Below are 25915 nucleotides of genomic sequence, written 5' to 3'. Positions count from 1 at the left end.
TTAATTATTGTTGATCAGAATTTCTTTAGCCATCACCATGGGAACGCTGATGTATTTTTTCTCCATGTAATTAATTACCTTTTCCAATATCTCGCGCGATTGCTCGTCCAGGCTGTTCACTTCATCAGCAAAAACAGTATTGAGTGCCTTGTGCTTAATTTCTTTGATTTTTTCAGGCACCTGGCGCATAGCTACTTCAATGCGGCGTTGTTTTAAAAGAGGTAAAAACTCTTCTATGTTTTGGGTGATGATTCTTTCGGCATGAACCAGTTCCTGGTAGCGTTCTTGCAAATTCTTTTTGGCAATCTCGTTTAGTGAATTTACTTCAATAAAGTTTACCGGGTATTGCTCCAAAATTTCGGGGGCAGTATCATTAGGAATAGCCAGGTCAACAATGGTTTTGCGGCAGGTTTCGCCGTTTAACAGCGTTTGATAAATCTCGGGCGTGATGATAGGCTGTGTTGCTGATGTACAGGTAATAATTACATCAAAACCTTTATCATACGTTTTTAACGCTTCCAAATCATAAGCCTCGCCGTTCAAATCGGTTGCCAGGGATTGGGCATTGGCCAACGTACGGTTAAATACTGCGAAGTTTGAGTATTTATGCTTTTGAAGATATTTGGAAATGTTGCGGTTAGTTTCGCCAGCACCAATAATCAGCACTCGTGAATTAGAGCATTGTTTCAGTTCTTTTAACTTACGGTAAGCTAAAGATACAACTGATATTGGATTGCGAGATATGGCAGTATGTGTATAAACCTCTTTAGCGGTTTTTACTACGCAGCTCATCACCATACGCAGGTAATCGCCGGTTAAGCCGGCTTCACGGCAGCTTTCGTAAGCTTTACGCAATTGTGCTAAAATTTCTTTTTCGCCAACTACTAAACTTTCCAATGAGCAAGATGTTCTTAACAGGTGGTTCAGCGCATCCTGGTTTTCATAAATAGAGGCTGCGTCGATGAAGGTATTCATGTAGTATGGGCAAAGGCCTATACTTAAGTGTTGTAAAAACTGCTGTGCAAAAGCTTTATCAACCGGTTGTGAAGTAGCCATTACAAACTCTACCCGGTTACAGGTAGACAAATAGAATAACTCAGGAATATCAAAATGTTTTTGTGCCAGCTGAAGTTTCTCGGTCAGATTTTCCTGACAGATTACCAACTTGCCCAACTCCTTCAATTCAATCTGTTTGTGCGTAAAAGCTATAACCTTTAAATACTTCAAAGCAGTATATATTTTAACAAAACTTTATCCCACAAAATTACTATCATTTAATAGCTTGCACTGTCAAGCCTTTGTCAAACGCAGTAATTTAGAATGCTTATAAATAAAGTCTTTACATCTAACATTTAGTTTTTCAACCGCCAAATGTAGCGAGCCATTGATACACTTTGGTCATACTATCACCATAAATACTTAACATTTTATTTATGACTATTCTTAAACGAATAAGCTTATTGATTCTCATTATAGGTTACATAGCTGCTGGTATTAACCATTTTATACATCCCGTCGGCTATATCCGCATTATACCTGATTACCTGCCTTTTCATTACACACTTAATATATTGGCCGGTGTTTGTGAAGTGATGTTTGGCCTAATGCTGATATTTAAACCTACGCGCAAATGGGGCGCATGGCTTATTGTTTTGATGCTGGCCACATTTTTACCGGTGCATATTACTATGCTATTGCAAGCACCCATGCAATTAGGCAGTATAAAGGTAACACCATTTGTAGCTTGGATACGTTTACTACTACAACCAGTACTTATGCTATGGGCTTGGTGGCATACCAAGCCCGATTATCGTTAACTGTATGATTAGAACAAATAATTTCATTATACCCGGCTCAAAAGGTCGCGCCATGCTGGCCGATTTAACATTTGATGACGCCAAGCCATATGCACCGCTTATTATTTTTGTGCATGGCTTTAAAGGTTTTAAAGATTGGGGTACACACCACTTACTTGCCCATTATTTTGCCGAGCATGACTACCGGTTACTCAAATTCAACTTTTCGCACAATGGTACTACGCCAGAACAGCCCGTTGATTTTGCCGACTTGATTGCCTTTAGTGAAAATACCTTTACCATAGAGCTGGACGATTTGAAGTTTGTAATTGATTTTGTTACCAGTGGATCGGTAATACCAGTTGCACCATCGGTTATTTTAATGGGGCATAGCATGGGCGGCGGCATTAGTATTATTAAAGCAGCTGAGGATGACCGTATAAGTAAACTGATTACCATGGCTTCAGTAGGTACCTTCAGAAATTTATGGCCATCACAAGCCGAACAACAGTGGCGCACCATGGGCGTGATGTACTTTCCTAATCACCGTACCGGGCAGCAAATGCCAATTAAGGTGTCACTGCTGGATGATTTAGACCGCAATCCCGGTCGCCTTAACGTATTGGCTCGTGCTGTCGATGTGCAACAGCCGTGGCTGCTTATCCATGGAACTGCCGATCCAACTGTGCCTATCAGTCAGGCGCATGAATTGAAAGCTATGCAACCCAACGCGCAGCTACTCATTATGCCCAATGCCGACCATGTTTTTGGCGGTTCGCATCCGTACACCGGTCATGAGTTACCAGCTACGCTACATGATTTATGTAAAAAGGTGGTAGGCTTTTTGGAGACGGGAAGTTTGTGATTTAGGCATAGTGGTATATTTTTGGTTTGTGCTTTAACTTCCTGTTATTCTTCGTTAGGATAGGGATGTATGGTAACCACAGCTTGTGGATGTTACTTTTTATTTTACCGGAAAAGAAAAAGTAATCAAAAAGAAACCTCTCGGCCGCACCTTCTTTCTACTCAAGACAATATTTGTACTTAAGTCAGTAGCTACCGAAAGAAGCTGAATGCCGATTCTTTTTTGTTTGGTTAGTTCTGATAGTGCTTTATGTTGAATGAAAAAGAAGGAGGAAAAAGCAAAGAGCAGCGCAGAGGCCCGCTATCGCGCCCGGGCCAGCGTTGGGCATTAGGGCAGCCAGGGGATCGCGAGAGCTAGGCCTTTTGCTTACTTTGTGGCTATGACAAAGTAAGTAGCCCCTGCGGCAATGAGCAGACTAGCTTAAGTAAAGAGCCACTACAAGATGTTAAACTAACAGCACAAACTCTAACAATAGCAGCACAAAGAAAAACTACTCCTTCACAATCACCCCATCCTTCATCACCAACCTTACAGCTTTCACCGCTTTAATATCTTCAACCGGATTACCTTCCATCGCAATTAAATCGGCCAGATAACCAGCTTTAACGTTGCCTAAGTTCCGTAAGCCAAACACATCTGCATTAATGGCCGTGGCCGATTGCAGGGCAGCAATAGGTTTCATCCCGTAATCTACCATCAGTAATAATTCGCGGGCATTGTCACCATGCGTAAATACACCAACATCGCCGCCAAAGCAAATGGTTACGCCGGCTTTTAAGGCTTGGGTAAAGGTAGTGCGTTTATCTTTCAGGCGTTGCGGCTCCGGGTCGGTGCCTTTTTTCCAGCCGCTATACATGGCAATAGCTTCGCCTGCTGCCAGGGTAGGGCAAAATGCTACGTTGTGTTCTTTCATCAGCTTAAATACTGTGGGCGTACCCGCGTCCCCATGCTCAATGGTGCGTACGCCTGCCAGCGTGGCGCGTCGCATACCTTCTTCAGTGCTGGAATGTACTACTACAAAGCGGCCGCTGCTACCAGCTACCTGTACAGCCAGTTTTAGTTCATCCAAAGTAAAAGTAGGTGCAGCAGTGTTATTCGCACCCCAACGGTAATCAGCATACAGTTTAATTACATCAGCACCATGACCTATTTGCGAACGTATGGCGCGGGTTAAACCGTCTACGCCGTCGGCTTCTTCAGCACCTTGCGGCAAGGTGGTTTCGGCCACACTGCTTTTAGGGCCGTAGCTACCAGTAGCCACAATTGCCCTTGTAGCCACCTGCATACGCGGACCTAATATGATGCCTTTATTGATAGCCTGTTTTAAGCCGGCATCATCATAAGCGGCACCTTCTGTTCCTAAATCACGTACGCTGGTAAAGCCGGCCATCAGCGTTTCGCGGGCATGGTTTACGGCGCGGGCAGTACGCTCGGCACGGCTTTCGGTAAGTACTTGGTCGTTCCAGCTAACTTCATTATAAGGATGCAAGAAGAGGTGGGAGTGCCCTTCAATCATCCCCGGCATTAAAGTCATGCCTTTCAAATCAATCGTTTTGGCATCAGCGGGGGCTTGTATAGATGAGGCTGGGCCTGCTGCTTCAATATGATTGCCTTTTACCAGCACTTGCCAGTTAGTATGCAGCTGTTGCCCGTCAAATACGCGGTCGGGCTTTAACAGAGTGTATGTATCTGTACGTTGCTTTTGTGCCAACAGGGAGTTGGTAAACAGTATAATGAATAGTAATGATAAAGCCGTTTTTCTCATAACGCTTAAAGATATAAACATCATGGCGTATCGCTTAATCAATTATCTTTAGCATCAGTAAAAAAATATTTACAAAGTGATGCAACCATTCTTTACAATGCTTCATCTTACTTACAAATGATGTTTTTAAAGCATAAACTTTCAACCGAAGATCTGATTGTAAAATGTAAAGCAGCCGACCGCAAGGCGCAGGAACTGCTGTACAAACAATTTGCTTCGAAAATGCTGGCCGTTTGTTTACGCTATGCCGTAGATAAAATGGAAGCCGAAGATATGCTGCAAAACGGATTTGTAAGGGTGTTTCAAAAGATAAATGATTTTAGGGGCGAAGGGAGCTTTGAAGGATGGATGCGCCGCATTATGGTACATAGCGCTATTGAATATTACCGCAAGCATCACAAAATGCAGATGGTAGACATGGAAGAAAGCGGTTATGAGCAATCAGTAAATCCGGTGGCTGCCGCCAAATTAGAGGCTAACGATCTGATGGCGTTAATACAAGGTTTGCCCGATGGTTACCGGATGGTGTTTAACCTGTATGCCATTGAAGGTTATTCGCACAAAGAAATAGCCGAAATGGCCGGTATTACCGAAGGGGCATCCAAATCGCAATTGTCAAGAGCACGCACCCTGTTAAAACAAAAAATTGAACAACTGGAGGCAAAGCAATATGAATATGCAAGATAACGAATTTGATAATCTGTTTCGCAGTAAGCTGAACGGGTTAGAAGTGGAGCCTGATGCGCATGTGTGGAATAATATTGCTGCCGAATTAGGTGAGCGTAAAAAAAGCAGCGTAATACCAATGCTGCGTATTGCCGCTAGTGTAATTGTTGTACTAGCAGCAGGTACTTGGTTCGCCGTTACCAAGTTTAGTAATAGCACAAATACCAAGGCAAGTAATACGATAGCCAGTACACAGGTGGTAAAGCCAGTTAAAGAGCCAGTGGTTAAGGAAGATGTAAAAGAAACTAAAGCATCTGAAGTGATACAGGAACAGATTATTCCGGTTAGTAAAATGGTAAGGAACCGGATGCCAAAATCTATTGTTAAAATGCATAAAGTTGTTACCATTGAAAAAGCGACTAATACAACTGCGGTGACTGAACCTTTAATCACCCAACCCGAACAACTAGCAGTAGTTAAAGAACCGGTTAAAATGCAACCTGTGCTGCCAGATGTGCAGCTTACCATAAAATCGGACGAGGTAGAAACTATTCAGCCTAAAGTTGTTAATACCCTGGCATCGGTGCCCGAAAGTGTAAATCCACAAACTAAAAAGCCAGCCAAAAAGCATGGTATTCATTCTTTTGGCGATTTGATTAACGTGGTAGTGGCTAAAGTGGATAAACGCGAGGACAAAGTTATTGAGTTTAGCAACACCGATGATGATGAGGCCACAATTACCGGCGTGAACCTGGGCATTATTAAAGTGAAAAAAGAAAAATAAAATATACTTCTCAATCTAAATACATAGTTACATGAAACGCTTACTCTTTACTGCCATACTTTGCGCAGCGGCCAGCGGTGTGTTTGCACAAACCGTTACCAAAACAACTACCAGTACCACAGTGGTTACCAACGATAAAGGCGATACCATACAAGTTAGAACAGATACCGTTAAATCAAAAAGAAAAGGGTTTAAGTTCTCTTTCGGTCAGGGTGAAGATTCAAACTCGATATCAGTAAACCGCAGGGATACTATTAAAGAAGTGTCCAAAGCACCCGGTTTTTCATGGGGGGTAACCTTTGCCCGTTTTGATTTGGGGCTGGCTACTTTAGTTGATAATGGCAGCTTTACTTTATCACCACAAAATAACTTTTTGCGCTACCGTTCCTGGAAAAGCAGCAACGTAGGCTTTGATGTGTTTCAGGCAGGTTACCGTTTTAATAGTGCTTTCCGTATTTATTTGTCTGCCGGGTTTGATTGGACACACATCCGCTTACGCGAAAACATTACCATTTTGGAAGACCAGCCGGTGTTAACTTATCGTCAGGATAATATCGATTACAGCAAAAACCGGTTTACTTCCAGCTACTTGCGCATCCCGCTTACTTTCGACTGGCGGAGCCATGTGAATGATGATGGCAAGCGTTTTCACATAACCGGCGGACCAGACATCGGTATCTTACTGAATGGCCGTGTAAAGCAAATTAGTGATGAAAACGGCAAACAAAAATTTAATGACGATTTTCATTTCGCCAAAGTACGTTATGGTGTATTTGCCCGTGTAGGTTACGGCTTTACCGGCTTGTTTGCCAAATACTACTTCAATGATATGTTTGAAAATAGTCCGATGCAAAAAGGCTTGAAAAACTTATCAGTCGGACTTACTTTTGGTTTCTAGTCAATTAACATATATGTGCATAACAAAGGCTGCCTTTACAAGTGGCCTTTTGTGCTTTTGTATATCTTTGCGCAATGGCAAACTCTTCTTCTTTTTTACAAGCCAAAGCTGTTAGTAAGATATTTCCCGGCAACCAGCAGGCTGGTATCAAAAAAGCTTATCTCAATATACAACCCGGAAAAATAACCGCCATTATAGGGCAAAGCGGCAGCGGCAAAAGTACATTGCTGCGCTTATTATTCGGTTTATTGACTCCTGATAGCGGCGAAGTCCAATTTAAAGGCGAACGGGTATGGGGACCGGAAGAAAAGTTGATTCCTGGCCATGATGCCATGAAGATGGTTACCCAGCACACCGATGATTTGAACTTGTACGCCAAAGTTTGGGATAATATTGCTGTGCTTTTGCCAAATACCGATATCAAAGCCAAGCAGGAAAAAACAGAGCGGGTGCTAAAGCAATTAAACATGCTGCATCTGGCCCAGCAAAAAGTGTTTAGCCTGAGTGGTGGCGAAAAGCAGCGTGTGGCCATTGCCCGTGCGCTGGTTACCCAGCCCGATGTGTTGTTACTGGACGAACCTTTTAACCAGGTGGATACTACTTTTAGAGATGGCTTGCAGCAGGATATTCGCCACATAGTGCGCGAAACGAGTTTAACGGTAATTATTGTATCGCATGATCCGGCCGAGGTGTTATCTATGGCTGATGAACTGGTGGTATTGAAGGATGGTGAGATACTGGAGGCAGGTTTGCCAAAAGTATTGTATCAAACGCCACAGAACCTGTATACCGCCCGCTTGCTTACCAATTGTAACGTACTGTTACGAGAAGAAGCGCGTGTATTAGGCATTAAGGCGAAAAAAGATCAGGTAGTGATTTATCCAGAGTGGGCCGAGGCTATGAGCAGTGGCAAACGCATAGATTGGGCTGTTAAAGAAATACGGTTTAAAGGCGCATACGAAGAAATATCGGTAGAATATGGCCCTATTGAATTGCACTTAATTAATCGCGAGGTTGGCAAATTTGACAATTATAGCCACGTGCACGTAGAAGTGCATCAATTTTTAGAGTTCTAAGGGATAGAGCCAGGAAACAAGAAACAAAAGCCCGGATTTACCACTTTCTTACTATAAATAGGCAAAATTCTTGGCTCTTGTTTCTTAGCTCCTGGCTCTAAAGTCTATACCAGGTATTCAAACAGCGTCTGGTCGCGGTTTACTTCAATTACATCAAAGCGGTGCGCTTCCATGCGTTGCATCAGGTCAGGGTAATCGTCTGCCGATTTAAGTTCGATACCTACCAGAGCCGGGCCACGTTCACGTTCGGTTTTTTTAATAAATTCAAAACGGGTAATATCATCATGAGGGCCCAGCACACTGCTTACAAATAGCTTTAAAGCGCCTGGGCGTTGTGGAAAGCGTACGATGAAGTAATGTTTCAATCCTTCATACAATAATGATTGCTCTTTGATCTCGCCCATGCGGTCGATATCATTGTTACCACCACTAATAACGCAAACCACTTTTTTCCCTTTAATCTGCTCTTTAACCAAATCTAATGCGGCTACTGATAAGGCACCTGCTGGTTCTACCACAATAGCATCTTCATTGTAAAGCTTTAGAATGGTAGTGCAAACCTTACCTTCGGGCACTGATAGCATGTCATCCAATATTTCGCTGCATATTTGAAAAGTAAGATGGCCTACGCGTCTTACTGCGGCGCCATCTACAAATCGGTTAATCTGCGATAGGGTATAAGGCTGGCCTCGCCGAATGGCTTCTGCCATTGATGGCGCACCCTCGGGCTCAATGCCTATTAACTTAATGTTGGGATTAACCTGCTTTAAATAAGTGCCGGTACCGGCCGCTAAGCCGCCACCGCCTACGGGCATGATTACTACATCAGTATCAGGCTCGTCTTCCAAAATTTCAACACCTACGGTACCCTGACCTTCCATGATACGGTAGTTATCAAACGGTGGGATAAAAGTCATTTCATGCGCCTCGGTGTAAGCCAGGGCTTCTTGCAAACAATCATCAAAAGTATCGCCGGTTAATACAATCTCTACAAAGCCGTTGCCGAACATTTGGGTTTGCTTTACCTTTTGCTTGGGAGTAATTTCGGGCATAAAAATAACGCCTTTAATGCCCAGTCTTTTGCATGAAAAGGCTACACCCTGCGCATGATTGCCCGCACTGGCACAAACCACGCCGCGTTGCCGTTGCTGCTCATCCAACTGGCTAATCATATTGTAAGCGCCACGCAGTTTGTACGAGCGCACCACCTGCATGTCCTCGCGCTTTAAGTATACTTCGCACTCGTACTTGTCAGACAGCCCCTGGTTAAATTCCAGCGGGGTACGACGAACAACTCCGCTCAAACGCTCCTTAGCCAACGCAAAGTCGAGCTGCATATTAGTTTCGGTATCCATCTATTATTGTTTTACCAAACGATATGCTACTAAACCCAGCAGGTCGTTATCATCAATGTTCAATTTGCTATCTGCCAGTTTCAAAAATTCGTGGTAAACACTGGCTAGTTCTTCTTTATCTAAGCTATGGCCCAAACGCTCCAAATGATATTTCAGCGCATGGCGACCGCTACGTGCGGTAAGCACAATGCTGGCGCTCGGGAAGCCCACATCTTCGGGGCGAATGATTTCGTAATTTTCGCGGTTTTTCAGGAAGCCATCCTGGTGAATGCCCGAACTGTGTGCAAAAGCATTGCTGCCTACAATAGCTTTATTAGGCTGTACCGGCATGCGCATTTGGGTGCTAATCATGCGGCTTAGTTCGTAGAAGCTTTGGGTGTTAATGTTGGTATGCAGGCCCAGCGTTTGGTGGGTTTTCAGGATCATTACTACTTCTTCAATAGAAGTATTACCCGCACGTTCGCCAATACCATTGATCGTACCTTCAATTTGACGGGCACCGTTTTGCAAACCGGCAACCGAGTTGGCAGTAGCCAGGCCCAAATCGTTATGGCAATGTACAGAGATAATAGCCTGATCAATATTTTTTACGTTCTCTTTCAAAAAGCGGATTTTACTGCCGTATTGGTCGGGCAGGCAATAACCGTTGGTGTCAGGAATATTAACTACGGTAGCACCGGCTGCTATAACGGCTTCAACCATTTTGGCCAGAAACTCAATATCGGCCCTGCCAGCATCCTCGGCATAAAACTCTATATCTTCTACTGATTTTTTGGCGTATTTAACGGCATCTACCGCACGTTCTAAAATCTCTTCACGAGTGCTATTGAATTTATGCTTGATGTGCATATCCGACGAGCCAATACCGGTATGGATGCGTGGATGCTTAGCATATTGCAAAGCCTCAACAGCGGCATCAATATCTCCTTTATGGGCACGGGTAAGGGCACATACAGTTGGATTTTTTACGGCTTTAGAAATTTCCACAACACTCTGGAAATCGCCGGGACTTGAAACCGGGAAACCGGCCTCAATAATGTCAACGCCCAGCGCTTCCAGTTCGCGCGCTATTTCAATCTTTTCAGGCGTGGTTAACTGGCAGCCCGGTACCTGCTCACCATCACGCAGGGTGGTGTCAAATACGTAAACTCGGTTTGGATCGTGTAACATAGTTCTTTTGTTTTTATTTCGGTGTTGGGTGAACGGTGGTCTGGTTCCGGATATGAAAGTCTGATCACTGGCCATTGAACACCGGTTACTCTTTTACTGCTATAAATCTTAATCTCTTATAATCGGCATACCACTGGCCGCTTTCGTTGTAATGCGGTTCCAGTATGTCGGTAATTTCTTCTAATATCTGTTGCTGCTCGGTTTCCGGTATCCCGGCAAAATATTGCGAACCGAACATTTTAATCCATTTGGTTACGCCTTGGTCGCCATCCTTTAAAGGTGTTTTACGATCAAAATGAACAGCAAATGTTACCCGGAACCCGTGACTTTCTAACCGGCTGGTATATTCACCTAATGACGGGAAATACCAGATTTTCGTTTTGGCTTGCTCGGTATAGCCATGTTGTATCAACACTTGTTGAGTTGCTGCGATTAGTTGATCTACATTGCCCTTTCCACCCATCTCGGCCACAAAGCGGCCTCCGGGTCTCAGTGCATTGTAAACAGATTGCATCAGGCCGTCCTTGTTATGTATCCAATGTAAGGCTGCGTTTGAAAAGACAGCATCAAATGGTTCGTTTACCGTAAAATTGGCTGCATCCTCAACTGCAAAATCAACATCAGGGTAGTTGGCTTTAGCCTGCGCAATCATTTCGGGCGAATAATCTGTGCCTTTTGCAACGCCACCTTGATTTTGGATTTGCTGAGTGAGATACCCCGTGCCGCAGCCAATGTCCAATACCCGTTCACCGGGTTGTACATTCAGCAGTTCCAGTACGTTTTCACCGAACTGGAAAACAAAGGCATGTTTATCATCATATAATTCAGCGTTCCATTTCATAAGCGTTGATTTATGGATTATGATTATTTATTTAGGATAATACCGGTTGCTTTAAGTATTCTAATATTTTTTGCCCCATGGCATCAGTACCCAATATTTTACTTTTATCAGTGTTGGCATCGGCAATATCACCAGTACGGTAACCATCTTTTAATGCCTGATCTATGGCCGATGTTATGCGTTTTGCTTCATCTTTTAAACCGAAGCTGATTTCTAACATCAAGGCTACAGATAGGATAGAGGCCAGCGGATTAGCTTTGTTCTGACCTGCAATATCATGTGCCGAACCGTGAATAGGTTCAAAAAAGCCGGTGCCATCACCTACAGATGCAGAGGCTAGCATACCCATAGAACCTGCAATTTGCGAAGCTTCGTCAGTCAGGATATCACCAAACAGGTTAGCCGTTAATACCACGTCGAACTTTTTAGGGTTTTTAACCAGCTGCATGGCAGCATTGTCAATAAACATGTGCTCAGTCTCTACATCAGGGTATTGCTTAGCCAGTTCCTGTACTACCTCGCGCCACAAGCGTGAAGCTTCCAGTACGTTGGCTTTATCTACAGAGCATAAACGCTTGTTACGGGCGCTGGCCGCTTCAAAGGCCTTAGTGGCAATACGCTCAACTTCGTAGCGGTGATAAATCATCAGGTCTGATGCCGTATTGCGGTCTTCGCTCCGTTTCTTTTCGCCAAAGTATACATCGCCGGTCAGTTCGCGGAAAAACAGGATATCGGTACCGCGTAATACTTCAGGCTTTAAGCTGGATGCATCCAGAAGTTCATCAAATAGCATGATGGGGCGCAGGTTGGCATACAAGCCCAGTTCTTTACGGATTTTCAGCAATCCCTGCTCAGGGCGTACTTTAGCCGACGGATCGTTATCGTATTTGGCATGGCCAACCGCACCAAATAATATAGCGTCGCTGGCTCTAGCTTTTTCTAAAGTTTCATCAGGCAAGGGGTTCCCAGTAGCTTCAATAGCAACATGGCCCATCAGCGCCTCGTCAAAAGTAAATTCGTGTCCGTATTCGGTGGCTATCTGCTGTAAAACGGCTTTGCCCCAGGTTGTAACCTCGGGGCCAATGCCGTCACCAGGGATAACTAAAATATGTTTCTTGATACCCATTTGTATGTTTTGGTTGTCGGTTATCAGTTGTGTATTATCGGCAGTAATTAATCTCACAACCGGCAACACATAACTGACTACTAAAATCTATTTTCTTCGTATTCTTCTACCTTTTGGCGGTTGCTTAAAATGTAGTCAATATCATCATAGCCATTAATTAAGCAAGCTTTTTTGTACGGGTTAATATCAAAGCTTTCCTGCTCGCCGGTATTGGCTAATTTGATGATTTGGTTTTCCAGATCAACTTCAACCTGTGTATTGGCATCAGCATAAACTGCGTCAAAAATCTTTTTCAGAAACTCATCGCTTACCTGTACCGGAAGCAATCCGTTGTTTAGCGCGTTACCTTTAAAAATATCAGCAAAAAAGCTGCTTACAACTACATCAAAACCATGATCGGCAATGGCCCAGGCAGCATGTTCACGACTGCTACCGCAGCCAAAGTTTTTGCCTGCTACCAGTATCTTACCCGAGTACGTAGGATTGTTCAATACAAAATCCTGTTTAGGCTGATTGTTGTTGTCAAAGCGCCAATCGCGAAACAGGTTGTCGCCAAAACCCTCGCGGGTAGTGGCTTTCAGGAACCGGGCAGGAATAATCTGGTCGGTATCTATATTTTCAATCGGCAGGGGTACTACCGAGGTTTGTACGTGTTTGAATATTTTGGTCATTGTCTGAACCGGAATTTATGAATTTATTGAATTGATAGAATTCAGTAAATTCGGGTTAATCTTCTTATTAAATAGTCGTTTGAACTGTAAGCTATTGCTTCCAAAGTTTATCAGCAAACCTGTTCTTACCTGATAAGCTTCCAGGTAATTTAATGCTTGAGCTAAGTGAACGTCTTCTAAATGTATCAACGCTTTAAGTTCAACCATAATTTCCCCTTCCACAAAGAAGTCGACACGTCGGGTGCCAATAAGCTCTTCTCTATAAAAAATAGGCATTTCCATTTCACGAGTAAAGCTAAGTCCAGCTAAACTCATTTCAATTTCTAGTGCCCTTTGATAAATTACCTCTTGAAAACCATTCCCCAATGTAGCATGAACACGCATTGCAGAGCCAATAATCGCACTTGTGCAATCATTAAATTCTTGAGGTGTTCTTTTGATGGTGCTCACTTTGTTATAAGGAATTCAATTCGGTTAATTATCTTAATTTTTTAAATTCCGGTTCAGACGATTTCTAACTCCTCTTGTAATAACTCTCTAATATCAGTTACCCGACCTGTAATCGCTGCCGCAGCAGCAGTAAGCGGGCTAGCCAGGAAAGTACGTGAATCCGGTCCTTGGCGGCCTTCAAAGTTGCGGTTCGAGGTAGATACGCAGTATTTACCTGCCGGAATTTTATCCTCGTTCATGCCCAGGCAAGCGCTGCATCCAGGCTCGCGTAATGGGAAGCCTGCAGCTTCAAATATTTTATCCAGGCCTTCTTCAATAGCCTGTTTTTGTACTTGTTTAGAGCCTGGTACCACCCACACGGTTACGTTGTCGGCTTTGTGCTTGCCCTTAATAAAGTCGGCTACCTGGCGTAAATCTTCAATACGCGAGTTGGTACAACTGCCGATGAAAACATAATCAATAGGTTTACCCAGCAGTGATTCGTCATCATGCAAGCCCATGTAGTTCAATGCTTTGGCGTATGAGCCTTGCTCTTTTTGTTCAAAGCTTGCTGTAGCCGGTACATGTTGTGTAACACCGATGCCCATACCTGGATTGGTTCCGTAGGTAATCATCGGCTCAATATCTTCTGCATTGAAGCTTAAAACGCTGTCAAACTCGGCATCTTCATCAGAATACAAAGTTTTCCAGTAAGCTAATGCTTTGTCCCACTCTTCGCCTTTAGGGGCAAATTCGCGGTCTTTTACATATTCAAAAGTAGTTTCATCAGGCGCAATTAAACCACCGCGTGCACCCATTTCGATGCTCATGTTGCAGATGGTCATGCGGCCTTCCATGCTCAACGAGCGAATAGTGTCGCCGGCATATTCCACAAAGTACCCGGTACCGCCTGCGGCCGAGATTTGTGAGATGATGTATAGGATGATGTCTTTAGCGCCTACGCCTTTTTGCAATTGGCCGTTCACTTCAATCTTCATCCGTTTAGGGCGCTGCTGTAATAAGCATTGGGTGGCTAATACCTGTTCTACCTGTGAAGTGCCGATACCAAAGGCAATAGCGCCAAAAGCACCGTGAGTTGAGGTGTGACTATCACCACATACATAGGTACAACCCGGACGGGTAATGCCCAGCTCCGGACCAATTACGTGTACAATGCCCTGATACTCGTGCCCCAGACCATATAGTTCAATGCCAAATTCTGCACAGTTTTTGGTGAGCATATCTACCTGATAGCGGGATAGCTCCTCGCGGATAGGCAGGTGCTGATCCCAAGTAGGTACGTTATGATCGGCCGTAGCCACAGTTTGCTGCGGACGGAAAACCGGCAAACCACGCTGACGCAAGCCATCAAAAGCCTGCGGACTGGTTACCTCGTGTATAAAATGTGTATCGATGTATAAAATATCGGGGAAGCCTTCTTTACTGCTCACCACGTGAGCATCCCAAATCTTATCAAACAGTGTTTTTCCCATTTTCTTAAATTACTAATGTCATCTCGAACGATAGCGAAATATCTTTTACGCGCTGCTTGTTTATCAGTTGCAAGGTCTAAAAGATTTCTCCTAACGTCGAAATGACAGAAGTTTGTTAGTTATGTTATTCGCTTTATGCTTCTACTTCCTGGTTTTCCGGACGTAAACTGCGTACAGTTTTGCCGGCTTGCCATAATTCGCTTTCGCGTAATTCTTTTAATTCTTCATTCAGTTTTTCGCGATAATCAGGCTGGCTGTTAGAGTCGATAGAACGTTGTGACTCTTTGCCAGTAGCTACGCTTTCATATAATTCTTCGAAAACCGGTTTGGTAGCGTCACGGAACTTTTTCCACCAATCTAACGCACCGCGTTGTGCAGTGGTAGAACAGTTGGCGTACATCCAGTCCATACCGTTTTCGGCAACTAATGGCATCAATGATTGGGTTAACTCTTCAACCGTTTCGTTGAACGCCTCAGATGGGGTATGGCCTTTGCTGCGTAAAACATCGTACTGAGCGGCAAAAATACCTTGGATACAACCCATCAGCGTACCACGCTCGCCGGTTAAATCGCTAAATACTTCTTTTTTGAAATCGGTTTCGAACAGGTAACCGCTACCTACAGCAATACCTAAGGCAATTACACGATCCCATGCTTTACCGGTTGCATCTTGGAAAATAGCGAAGCTTGAGTTTAAGCCGCGGCCTTGTAAAAACATACGACGCAGTGAAGTGCCAGAACCTTTAGGCGCTACCAGGAACACGTCCACATCAGCAGGTGGAACAATGCCGGTTTGCTCGTTAAAGGTGATACCAAAACCATGAGAGAAGTACAGGGCTTTGCCTGGGGTTAAGTGTTTTTGTACGGTTGGCCAAAGTTCAATTTGAGCCGCATCACTTAATAAGTAACAAATAATGGTTCCTTTTTCCAGTGCTTCTTCAATTTCAAATAAAGTTTCGCCAGGTACAAAGCCATCTGCTACGGCTTTATCCCAAGTTTTTGAATTTTTACGCTGACCAACGATCACATTGATACCGTTGTCTTTTTGATTTAGCGCCTGGCCGGGACCCTGAACACCGTAACCGATTACTGCTACAACTTCATCTTTCAATACATCCTGTGCTTTTGATAGTGGAAATTCTTCGCGGGTTACTACGTTTTCTTCAGTGCCGCCAAAATTTAGTTTTGCCATTTTATGTTAAGTTATGGTTTGTTAGTTATTGTTTAGTTTTAGTTAAGTTCGATATTAGTAAATGCTGCTTTCAATAGCTTTTTCGCTATTTATCACTGCCCTTCGCAATGCTTGTGCATAACCCAGATGCAGGGTATCATGCGTTGTAAAGTAGGTTATTGCACCATTTATGTTGTTGATGGTAACGCCGAATGCTGTTGTCACTCTTTCATAACTGGTGAATAGATTAGCGGCAACATCTGCCTTTAACTTATCCAGCAGCACAAAAGCCTGATCTTTATAATAGGCTAATTCTTCTTCACTGATAAACCCTTCGGGTGCGCTACCTTTTTGATATTTGGTTACTTTGTCTATAGGCATACGGGTTGATACATGTCCTCTTACGTAGCATAACGTTTGCTGTGCGGCTACTATGTGTGCAAAGTTCCAGGCAATGTTGTTGGTATATCCTTCCGGGATAAAATTTAATTGCTCAATGCTTAAACCATCCATCAGTTTGATGAAGTTTAAACGGGTGTGTTTGGCTATGTCGAGTGAAAATCCCATGCTTATTACATTGTAAATACTTTGTCGCGCTGGTTCAAGTACTCGTTTTCGCTTACCTCTTCGCCAGGCTGCTGCTCTTCAAATTCGCGAAGTTTAGCATTAAAGCCTTCGCTGCCTTTGATGATAGCAATTCGGGCGCTACGCACAAATTCAATTAAACCGTAAGGTTGCAATACGTTAATTAAGTTATCCGTTTCCTCACGGTGACCGGTGGTTTCGAACACCACATAGTCTTTACGAATCACAACCGCACGGGCACCGTTTTCGCGTAGCAAACGCTCAACCGGAGCTTTTTCGGCGATGATATCAGCCGGTACTTTGTAAAGGGCCATCTCCTGCCAAATCACATCGGCATTGGTATGGTAGTATACTTTCAATACTTCCACCTGCTTTTCAATCTGGCGGGCTACCTTACGTACTACGTCTTCTGTTTCATTTACCACAATGTTAAAGCGGTAAATGCTGTCTATTTCAGAAGGAGAGGTGTTTAAGCTCTCGATATTTATTTTACGACGGGTAAAGATAATCGCAATTCGGTTCAGTAAACCAATTTGGTTTTCGGTATAAACCGTGATGTTGTATTCCTGCTTGCCTTGCGGCATGTTATCTGGGGTGCTCATGATAGTTGGTTGTGGATTATTTTAATCTGATTTCGCTAACACTACATCCCTGTGGTACCATCGGGAATACGTTATTTTCTTTGGTTACCATTACTTCGAGCAGGTACGAGCCTGTGTGCTCCAGCATTTCTTTTAAAGCGGTTTGCAAGTCTTCTCGCTCTGATATACAACGACCGGCAATACCGTAGCCTTTAGCCACTTGTACAAAATCAGGACTTTGAATATCTACGAATGAGTAGCGGCGCTCATTAAACAACTCTTGCCACTGGCGAACCATGCCTAAGAAGCGGTTGTTCAAAATCATGATTTTTACATCAACACCGCTTTGCATAATGGTGCCCAGTTCCTGAAGGGTCATTTGGAAACCGCCGTCGCCAATAATGGCTACCACCGTGCGGTTTTGGTCGCCAAACTTAGCGCCTATAGCTGCCGGCAATGCAAAGCCCATCGTACCTAAGCCACCGCTGGTAACATTGCTGCGGGTTTGGTTAAACTTGGCATAACGGCAGCCTACCATCTGATGCTGACCTACGTCGGTTACAATGATAGCATCGCCGTTGGTTAGTTTATTTAATTGGTCAACCACTTCGCCCATGGTCATTTCGCCTTCAGTAGGGTGCAGTTCGGCATCAATCACGGCCTCGTTTTCGCGGCGGGCAAAATCATTGAATTTTTCCAGCCATTCGGTGTGTTGCTTTGCTTCAACCAGTTGGGTAAGCAGGGGTAAAGTTTCTTTGCAGTCGCCCCAAACGGCTACAGTGGTTTGTACGTTTTTGTCAATCTCGGCTGGGTCAATATCCAGGTGAATTACTTTAGCCTGTTTGGCGTACTTGTCTAAACGGCCAGTTACCCGGTCGTCAAAACGCATACCGATGGCAATCAATACATCGCATTCATTGGTCATTACGTTAGGGCCGTAATTGCCGTGCATGCCCAACATGCCTACATTCAATGGATGGTCAGTAGGGATAGCGCCAACGCCCATAATTGTCCAGGCAGATGGGATGCCTGCTTTTTCAATAAAGGCCTGAAACTCCTTTTCGGCACTACCTAAAATTACGCCTTGGCCCCAAAGCACAAAAGGCTTTTTAGCTTCGTTAATTAATTGTGCAGCCTGCTCTATAAATTGTGGCCTAACAATAGGTTTTGGCCGGTAGCTGCGGATATGGTTGCAAGGCGTATAGCCTTTATATTGAAATTTTTGAATCTGTGCGTTTTTAGTAATATCAATCAGCACAGGGCCTGGCCGGCCGGTACGGGCAATGTAAAACGCCTTGGCAATGGCTTCCGGAATTTCATTAGCATCAGTTACCTGAAAGTTCCATTTGGTAACTGGGGTGGTGATGTTAATTACGTCAGTTTCCTGAAAAGCATCCGTACCTAGCAGGTGGGCAAATACCTGACCAGTGATACACACCAAGGGTGTACTGTCTATCTGTGCATCGGCCAAACCGGTTACCAGGTTAGTTGCACCCGGACCGCTGGTGGCAAATACAACGCCCACTTTGCCCGATGAGCGGGCATAGCCTTGACCGGCATGAATGCCGCCCTGCTCGTGGCGGACGAGAATATGGTTGAGTTTTTCTTTGTAATCATACAAAGCATCGTAAATAGGCATTATAGCGCCACCCGGATAACCAAAAATGGTATCTACGCCCTCTACAATTAGTGCTTCCAGTAAGGCAGCCGAGCCTGAAAGTTCAATTGCCTCTTGCTCTTCAAGTGCTGTTAATACGTCTTGCTGTGCAACTTCCATATTCTTCTCTTTTAGTTAGTTGTCTGTTGTGTGTTGTATGTATTTAGTTGTTTGTGTTTACAAGTGATAACGGGCAACACAAACAACTGAATTATGCTTCATCCGTTACGCAGCCTTCGCTGGCGTCTTTTACTTGTTTAAAGTATTTGTATAGTAAACCTTTGGTTACCGGTGGGGCAGGTTGTTGCCACTCGCTACGGCGGTAAGCTAGTTCTTCATCGCTGATGTTTACGTTGATGGTATTGTTTACCGCGTCGATAGTAATTGGGTCGCCGTCTTTTACTAAGGCGATGGTGCCACCTTCCCAAGCTTCGGGCGTGATGTGACCTACCACAAAACCATGCGTACCACCCGAGAAACGACCATCGGTAATTAAAGCTACCGAACTGCCTAAGCCGGCGCCAATAATGGCCGATGTTGGTTTCAACATTTCGGGCATACCCGGTGCACCTTTAGGACCAACGTGGCGGATAACTACCACATCGCCACGTTGTACACGACCGCTGGATATACCGGCAATTAATGATTGCTCGCCCTCAAATACACGGGCCGGACCATCAAAGCGTTCGCCTTCTTTGCCGGTAATTTTGGCTACGCTGCCACGCTCGGCCAGGTTACCATATAGGATTTGTAGGTGGCCAGTAGCTTTGATTGCCTTTTCGACAGGAAGTATAATTTTCTGGGTTTCGAAATCCAACTCAGGGGCGTCGGCCAAGTTTTCGGCAAGTGTTTTACCGGTTACGGTTAAACAATCGCCATGCAACCAGCCTAGTTTCAGTAGATATTTCATTACGGCCGGTACACCACCAACTTTATGCAGGTCTTCCATCATGTACTTACCGCTTGGCTTCATATCGGCCAGTAATGGAATACGGTTGCTCAATTCCTGAAAATCATCAATAGTTAATGGCACATTAACGCTTTTTGCAATAGCAATCAGGTGCAGTACGGCATTGGTAGAGCCACCCATCACCATAATAGTGATAATGGCATTCTCGAATGCCTTACGGGTCATGATATCTGATGGCTTGATGTCTTTTTCCAGCAATTCATAAATAGCTTTACCTGCGGCGCGACACTCGGCCTGTTTTTCTTCACTAACGGCTGGGTTAGATGAAGAGTAAGGCAAGCTCATGCCCAAAGCCTCAATAGCTGCAGCCATGGTGTTGGCTGTATAGATGCCACCGCATGCACCAGCACCGGGGCAAGAGTTTTTTACAATTTCTTTAAAGTCGATTTCATCAAGCTGACCGGCTATTTTTTTACCCAGTGCTTCAAATGCCGATACGATGTTCAAATCTTCGCCTTTGTAATGACCTGGTTTGATGGTACCACCGTACACCATAATTGATGGACGGTTTAACCGGCCCATGGCAATCAGCGAACCGGGCATGTTTTTATCACAGCCGGGCAGCGTAATCAACGCATCATAATACTGTGCACCGCAAACTGCCTCAATAGAGTCGGCAATAACATCACGGCTTATTAATGAGTAGCGCATACCATCGGTACCGTTGCTCATGCCATCACTTACACCAATGGTGTTAAATATTAGTCCAACCAAGTTTTCGCCCCAAACGCCTTCCTTTACAACTTTAGCTAAATCATTCAGGTGCATGTTACAAGGGTTGCCATCGTAACCCATGCTGGCAATGCCTACCTGAGCTTTCTTCATGTCATCGTCCGTTAAGCCAATACCGTAAAGCATGGCTTGGGCTGCAGGCTGAGTAGGGTCGGCAGTTAAAGTTTTGCTATACTTGTTTAATTCAACGTTTTCGGTGGTATCTGGTGTCAAGCTCATTTGGTGTTCAAAATATTTTACTGCTCAGCTTTTTATTATAGTGATGTTTACCTGTTATAGTTGCTTTTATCAATCTATAAGTTTAAAGCTGATTAGGTTATAAATCTGTATTTGTAAGGTAGGGAGTTAGTTTTTTTTTGACAATACACAAAATAAGAATTTTAAATAAGAATATAATTTTATTTATTGTTTATATACAGAATTATATTTTGTATTATTTGTTTAAATAAGAATAATATATTTAAGCATCTATACCAAAGTTGAAATTGGTATTCAGTATGCTAGCTATGCATGCATAGCATTGTACTATAATTTCTGCCTAAAACAACAACTTCTGTGAGAAGTGCTAAAAAATATGTGCATAAAAAAAGCCCGGCAACATGCCGGGCTTTTTTTTATAAAATTGTCATTATTCTAACGATGCGTAATGCCTTCAGCCAGCACCATTACTTTATTGTCGTTTACTTCAACAACGCCACCTTTAATGGTGTATACCTCGTTTTTACCGCCGGCTCTTACAATTAGTTTACCGTCTTCCAAAGTTGAGATAATAGGAGCGTGGTTATTCAGTATCTCGAATGATCCCATAGTGCCGGGCACGGTTACCGAAGTAATTTCGCCCTCGTACACTTTTTTATCAGGAGTAAGAATTTCTAATGTCATATGGTGAGTTGTTAGTTGTCTGTTGTGAGTTATATGTTACGTTTTAAACCGTTAACACACAGCCCACAACTCACAACAACTTTATGAGTTTGCTTCCGCTAAAATTTTCTTGCCTTTTTCAATAGCGTCTTCAATGCTACCAACCAGGTTAAAGGCCGCTTCTGGATATTCATCCACAGCGCCGTCCATAATCATGTTGAAGCCTTTGATGGTTTCTTTAATATCAACCAGTACACCTTTTAAACCGGTAAATTGCTCGGCAACGTGGAATGGCTGAGATAAGAAACGCTGAACACGACGAGCGCGGGATACAGTCAGTTTATCTTCTTCAGATAACTCGTCCATACCCAAAATTGCGATGATGTCTTGCAGTTCTTTGTAGCGCTGCAAAATTTCTTTTACGCGTTGTGCAGTGTTATAGTGCTCGTCACCCAAAATAGCCGGGCTCAGGATACGTGAAGTTGAATCCAATGGATCTACCGCAGGGTAGATACCTAACTCGGCAATTTTACGAGACAATACGGTAGTAGCATCCAAGTGAGCGAAGGTTGTAGCCGGCGCAGGGTCGGTCAAGTCATCCGCAGGTACGTATACCGCTTGTACCGAAGTGATAGAACCGCGTTTGGTTGAGGTAATACGCTCTTGCATTACACCCATCTCGGTAGCCAGGGTTGGTTGGTAACCTACCGCCGATGGCATACGGCCTAATAACGCCGATACTTCAGAACCAGCTTGGGTAAAGCGGAAAATGTTATCAATAAAGAATAAGATATCGCGGCCTTTGCCTTCAGCATCACCATCACGGAAATACTCGGCAATGGTTAAGCCTGATAACGCAACGCGTGCACGTGCACCCGGCGGCTCGTTCATCTGACCGAACACAAAGGTTGCTTTAGATTCTTTCAACTCTTCAGCATCTACTTTTGAAAGGTCCCAGCCACCGGCTTCCATTGAGTGCATAAACTCTTCGCCGTATTTAATAATGCCCGATTCCAGCATCTCGCGCAGTAAGTCGTTACCTTCGCGGGTACGCTCACCTACCCCGGCAAATACTGACAAACCAGAGTATGCTTTTGCAATGTTATTGATCAGTTCCTGAATCAATACGGTTTTGCCTACACCGGCACCACCAAACAAACCAATTTTACCCCCCTTTGCATAAGGCTCTAACAAGTCGATAACCTTAATACCAGTAAATAAAACTTCAGTTTCGGTTGATAAGTCTTCAAATCTTGGCGGCGTAGCGTGGATTGGACGGCCATTGGTTCTATCCAAAGAAGGAATACCATCAATAGCTTCACCTACTACGTTAAATACACGGCCTTTAATATCATCACCGATAGGCATTTTGATAGGCGCTTCCTGGTCAACTACCGGCATACCACGTAATAATCCGTCGGTTGAATCCATAGCAATGGCACGTACCCGGTCTTCGCCCAGGTGCTGCTGAACTTCTAAAATAACTTTTTGTCCGTTGCTTTTAGTGATCTCCAGCGCATCATAGATTTTAGGAAGATGTGCATCATCGCTAAAACTTACGTCAACTACCGGACCAATGATTTGTGAGATTTTTCCAATGTTTGGCATATATACCTTGCGTGCTTATTTAATGAGTTTGTAAACAATAGGAATAGTACTTACGTATAAACACACTCCTATTTTGGAGCGCAAAGTTAACCTTTCTGTCGGATATTTAAGTACTTATGTCAAAGAAATTTAAGTAAAAATACCACTTGTGGGGTGTAGTAAATTATTATCTTAGCAGCCTTTTTTAAATTTTAAATTAATTATTAACTGATTATGAGAAAACTTTTACTGTCTTTATTGGCTTTACTGCCTGCTGCAGCCTTTTCTCAGGGCTTTCAGGTAAACCTTGGGGGGCAAAAGCAAATTGGTATGGGCCATACCGGAACCGGGTTAGTGCAGGATGGTGCTTCGGTATTTTTTAATCCTGGCGCAGTAGCTATGCTGCCTGAAAATTCTATTCAAGCCGGCATTAGCCCGTTGATGTTTAAATCAGTGTTTAATCCGGCCGGAACAGATGTGCAATATCGCACTTCAGACAAAGTAGCCACGCCTTTTAATGCTTATGCTGTTTGGGGGCCAAAATCTGCTGCCTGGAAACTTGGCTTGGGTGTTTATACGCCATTTGGCGGATTAACCGATTGGGGTAACAACTGGCAGGGCAAATACGTATTAGAGAGCTTGGATTTGAAAGCGATTTTTTTCCAGCCAACCATCAGTATTAAACTGGCCGATTTTATTAGCATCGGCGGTGGTTTTGTATACAGTCACGGTATTGTTGATTTGAAACGTGCTATTCCGGTAGCTAACGCTAACGGTGAAGACGGACAGGCGCAGTTAAAAGGTAGCGGGCATGGTTATGGGTGGAATGCTGGGGTGTTTATGAAAACAGAATCAGGTATTACCGTTGGTGTTTCTTATCGTTCAAAAGTGACCACCACTATTGAGAACGGTGATGCTTATTTTACCAATTTACCATCGGCATTAGCCACAAGTTTTCCGCAGCCTAACAACTTCAGAGCAGGTATTCCGCTGCCAGCTACTACATCATTAGGCTTTGGCTTTTATCCATCAAAAAAATGGACGGTTGCTTTAGATGCAAACCTGGTGGCCTGGCACGTTTATAAATCATTAGATTTTGATTATGCACAAAATACCTCCCGCTTACAGGATACGCACTCGCCGCGCTTATACCGCGATGGTTTTAGCCTGAGAGCAGGTACCGAGTATAAACCCGTTACCAAATGGGCTATCCGTGGAGGTGGCGGTTACGCATCAACCGCAGCGCAGGATGGTTATGTAACCCCAGAGGTGCCGGATGCCAACCGTTACTACTTGACTGCTGGTTTGGGTTACAAATTGGCTAACAAGCTGGATTTGGATTTTTCTTTTGAATACGAGCACTTATTTAAACGCACCCAAACCAATATCGAAGCACAATTAGCAGGAACGTATAAATCAAACGTATACATTCCTGGTGTGTCACTTACTTATCACTGGTAATATTTGTAAAGCATTAGATGAAGATGAATCAATTAAAAAATATTTTCCTGCTTACGGCAGGGGTGATGGGTTTGGCTGCATGCAAGCCCGAAATTAATACACCGGCTGCCACCCAAGGTTCGGCCGATTTTTCGAGGTACATTTCTGTAGGTAACTCGTTAACATCTGGCTTTGCCGATGGGGGCTTGTACCGCGAGGGTCAGTTGAACTCTTTCCCAGCCATCATAGCGCAGCAAATGCAAAAGATTGGCGGCGGTGCTTTTGTACAACCGCTGTTTAGCGAAGCTCAAGCCAACGGATCAGGGTATTTGATGCTGAAAAGTATCAGTGCCGATGGTACGCCGGTTACCGCAAACGTAACTGATAACGTTGCCATAAGAGGACAGATTACTGTACCTACCAGCGCAACCACTACATTAAAAGTTACACTGTACACTAAATATGCTGGTGATATCAACAACTATGGTGTTCCGGGTATTAAGTTGTTAACTTCAACCTTGCCATCATATGGTAATTTGAATGGTTACTTTGAGCGCATGCTGCCCGGTAATGCGCCAAGCAATAACACCAGCTACCTAGATTTTGTAACCTCCAAACCGTTTACTTTCTTTTCTAACTGGCTAGGTAATAACGATGCTTTGGGTTATGCAACTTCGGGTGGTGTGGGTGATGTACTGACCGATAAGGGTACATTCAGCGCCTTGTATAACCAGGTTATTAACAAACTTACGCTTGCCGGTCAAAAAGGTGCAGTAGCTACCATTCCTGATGTAACGGCTATTCCTTATTTCAATACTGTTACTATTAACGCTATACTGGCCAGTGTAAAAAAAGCTAGTCCAGCTGCACAAGCACTATTTGTTAACGCTAAAGTTAATGCCGATGCTGTCGGTACAACTTACGCCGCCCGTCCGGCTACCAGTGCCGATTTGGTGGTTTTAACTTTCCCAACCAGTAAAATTGGTCAGCCGGTTGCTACACCTTATGGTAACCTGCCTTACGGTTTAACCCAGTACACGCCTATTGAAAACCAATATGTGCTGGATGCCAATGAAGTGGCGATGACTCAGGATTACGTAATCTCTTATAACAACACTATTAAATCTGTAGCATCATCTAAAGGTTTGGCTGTTGTAGATATATATGCCGTTCTAAATAACATCAAGAAAAACGGTTTGACGGTAGACGGAATTAACCTAACCTCTGATTTTATTAGCGGTGGTATATTCTCGTTAGATGGTATACACCTAACGCCAAGAGGCTACGCGGTGGTGGCTAATGAGTTTATCAAAGCTATCAACGCTCAGTACGGTTCTAATATCCCATTGGCTAATGTGGCAGCTTATCGTGGTGTAAAATTACCATAAGCAACAAC

Annotated in this window: 24 protein-coding genes; 8 read left to right on the top strand and 16 right to left on the bottom strand. The window is 43.9% G+C overall.

The features are described 5' to 3' along the window. Positions 1-1227, bottom strand: coding sequence for a glutamyl-tRNA reductase (hemA, locus tag GPM24_RS02310; RefSeq protein ID WP_158825120.1), 1227 nt, complete (start codon positions 1225-1227; stop codon positions 1-3). 206 nt (positions 1228-1433) lie between these two features. Here hemA and GPM24_RS02305 point away from each other — a divergent pair, with 206 nt between their 5' ends. After that, positions 1434-1817, top strand: a complete 384-nt coding sequence (locus GPM24_RS02305) for a DoxX family protein (protein WP_158825119.1) — start codon at positions 1434-1436, stop codon at positions 1815-1817. Positions 1818-1821: 4 nt separating this feature from the next. Continuing rightward, positions 1822-2661 carry an alpha/beta hydrolase family protein gene (locus tag GPM24_RS02300; protein WP_158825118.1) on the top strand — a complete coding sequence of 280 codons (840 nt, stop codon included), beginning with the start codon at positions 1822-1824 and terminating at the stop codon, positions 2659-2661. Between the two features lie 490 nt (positions 2662-3151). On the opposite strand, the gene GPM24_RS02295 is transcribed toward GPM24_RS02300, so the two are convergent. Beyond that, positions 3152-4426, bottom strand: coding sequence for a metal-dependent hydrolase family protein (locus tag GPM24_RS02295; protein ID WP_158825117.1), 1275 nt, complete (start codon positions 4424-4426; stop codon positions 3152-3154). A 120-nt stretch (positions 4427-4546) separates the two neighbouring features. Here GPM24_RS02295 and GPM24_RS02290 point away from each other — a divergent pair, with 120 nt between their 5' ends. The 4 genes from GPM24_RS02290 (at position 4547) to GPM24_RS02275 (ending at position 7850) form a co-directional block, all read left to right on the top strand. After that, on the top strand, positions 4547-5113 hold the full coding sequence (locus tag GPM24_RS02290) for an RNA polymerase sigma factor (protein ID WP_158826027.1): 567 nt from the start codon (positions 4547-4549) through the stop codon (positions 5111-5113). Then, positions 5097-5876, top strand: a complete 780-nt coding sequence (locus tag GPM24_RS02285) for a hypothetical protein (RefSeq protein ID WP_158825116.1) — start codon at positions 5097-5099, stop codon at positions 5874-5876. Before GPM24_RS02290 ends, GPM24_RS02285 begins: the two co-directional genes overlap by 17 nt. 31 nt (positions 5877-5907) lie before the next feature. Beyond that, the gene (locus GPM24_RS02280; protein ID WP_158825115.1) at positions 5908-6774 is read left to right on the top strand and encodes an outer membrane beta-barrel protein; all 867 of its coding nucleotides are present in this window, start codon (positions 5908-5910) and stop codon (positions 6772-6774) included. A 74-nt stretch (positions 6775-6848) separates the two neighbouring features. Then, positions 6849-7850: an ABC transporter ATP-binding protein gene (locus GPM24_RS02275; protein ID WP_158825114.1), complete on the top strand. Its 1002-nt coding sequence runs from the start codon at positions 6849-6851 to the stop codon at positions 7848-7850. Positions 7851-7954: 104 nt separating this feature from the next. Here the strand turns inward: GPM24_RS02275 and ilvA are convergent, their stop codons facing one another. The 14 genes from ilvA to atpD form a co-directional block, all read right to left on the bottom strand. Continuing rightward, a complete protein-coding gene (gene ilvA / locus GPM24_RS02270) occupies positions 7955-9205 on the bottom strand; it encodes a threonine ammonia-lyase IlvA (protein WP_158825113.1) in 1251 nt (416 codons plus the stop codon). A 3-nt stretch (positions 9206-9208) separates the two neighbouring features. Then, positions 9209-10375, bottom strand: a complete 1167-nt coding sequence (locus GPM24_RS02265) for a 2-isopropylmalate synthase (protein ID WP_158825112.1) — start codon at positions 10373-10375, stop codon at positions 9209-9211. An 85-nt stretch (positions 10376-10460) separates the two neighbouring features. Beyond that, the gene (locus GPM24_RS02260) at positions 10461-11216 is read right to left on the bottom strand and encodes a class I SAM-dependent methyltransferase (RefSeq protein WP_158825111.1); all 756 of its coding nucleotides are present in this window, start codon (positions 11214-11216) and stop codon (positions 10461-10463) included. A 31-nt stretch (positions 11217-11247) separates the two neighbouring features. Then, complete coding sequence (leuB, locus tag GPM24_RS02255; protein WP_158826026.1) at positions 11248-12336, bottom strand: 3-isopropylmalate dehydrogenase; 1089 nt, start codon at positions 12334-12336, stop codon at positions 11248-11250. Positions 12337-12422: 86 nt separating this feature from the next. Next, the gene (gene leuD, locus GPM24_RS02250) at positions 12423-13013 is read right to left on the bottom strand and encodes a 3-isopropylmalate dehydratase small subunit (RefSeq protein WP_158825110.1); all 591 of its coding nucleotides are present in this window, start codon (positions 13011-13013) and stop codon (positions 12423-12425) included. 15 nt (positions 13014-13028) lie between these two features. Beyond that, positions 13029-13463: a GxxExxY protein gene (locus GPM24_RS02245; protein ID WP_233268711.1), complete on the bottom strand. Its 435-nt coding sequence runs from the start codon at positions 13461-13463 to the stop codon at positions 13029-13031. 53 nt (positions 13464-13516) lie between these two features. After that, a complete protein-coding gene (gene leuC / locus GPM24_RS02240; protein ID WP_158825109.1) occupies positions 13517-14935 on the bottom strand; it encodes a 3-isopropylmalate dehydratase large subunit in 1419 nt (472 codons plus the stop codon). Between the two features lie 133 nt (positions 14936-15068). Next, positions 15069-16127, bottom strand: coding sequence for a ketol-acid reductoisomerase (gene ilvC, locus GPM24_RS02235; RefSeq protein WP_158825108.1), 1059 nt, complete (start codon positions 16125-16127; stop codon positions 15069-15071). 54 nt (positions 16128-16181) lie between these two features. Next, complete coding sequence (locus tag GPM24_RS02230) at positions 16182-16673, bottom strand: DinB family protein (protein ID WP_158825107.1); 492 nt, start codon at positions 16671-16673, stop codon at positions 16182-16184. 5 nt (positions 16674-16678) lie between these two features. Beyond that, a complete protein-coding gene (gene ilvN, locus GPM24_RS02225) occupies positions 16679-17293 on the bottom strand; it encodes an acetolactate synthase small subunit (protein WP_233268710.1) in 615 nt (204 codons plus the stop codon). A 16-nt stretch (positions 17294-17309) separates the two neighbouring features. Next, complete coding sequence (ilvB, locus tag GPM24_RS02220; RefSeq protein ID WP_158825106.1) at positions 17310-19049, bottom strand: biosynthetic-type acetolactate synthase large subunit; 1740 nt, start codon at positions 19047-19049, stop codon at positions 17310-17312. A gap of 91 nt (positions 19050-19140) precedes the next feature. Beyond that, positions 19141-20850: a dihydroxy-acid dehydratase gene (gene ilvD / locus GPM24_RS02215; protein WP_158825105.1), complete on the bottom strand. Its 1710-nt coding sequence runs from the start codon at positions 20848-20850 to the stop codon at positions 19141-19143. A 414-nt stretch (positions 20851-21264) separates the two neighbouring features. Next, positions 21265-21513, bottom strand: coding sequence for an ATP synthase F1 subunit epsilon (gene atpC, locus GPM24_RS02210; protein WP_158825104.1), 249 nt, complete (start codon positions 21511-21513; stop codon positions 21265-21267). An 81-nt stretch (positions 21514-21594) separates the two neighbouring features. Next, positions 21595-23100: a F0F1 ATP synthase subunit beta gene (atpD, locus tag GPM24_RS02205; protein ID WP_158825103.1), complete on the bottom strand. Its 1506-nt coding sequence runs from the start codon at positions 23098-23100 to the stop codon at positions 21595-21597. Positions 23101-23313: 213 nt separating this feature from the next. On the opposite strand from atpD, the gene GPM24_RS02200 reads away from it, so the two are divergent. Both GPM24_RS02200 and GPM24_RS02195 read left to right on the top strand, forming a co-directional pair. After that, a complete protein-coding gene (locus GPM24_RS02200) occupies positions 23314-24540 on the top strand; it encodes an OmpP1/FadL family transporter (RefSeq protein WP_158825102.1) in 1227 nt (408 codons plus the stop codon). A 23-nt stretch (positions 24541-24563) separates the two neighbouring features. After that, a complete protein-coding gene (locus tag GPM24_RS02195) occupies positions 24564-25907 on the top strand; it encodes an SGNH/GDSL hydrolase family protein (protein WP_369409670.1) in 1344 nt (447 codons plus the stop codon). Positions 25908-25915: the final 8 nt, after the last annotated feature.

This window comes from Mucilaginibacter lacusdianchii (assembly GCF_009770985.1).
In the GTDB taxonomy this organism is placed as follows: domain Bacteria; phylum Bacteroidota; class Bacteroidia; order Sphingobacteriales; family Sphingobacteriaceae; genus Mucilaginibacter; species Mucilaginibacter lacusdianchii.
The sequence above is the reverse complement of the archived record's forward strand: the minus strand, read 5'-3'. Positions and strand labels throughout refer to the sequence as shown.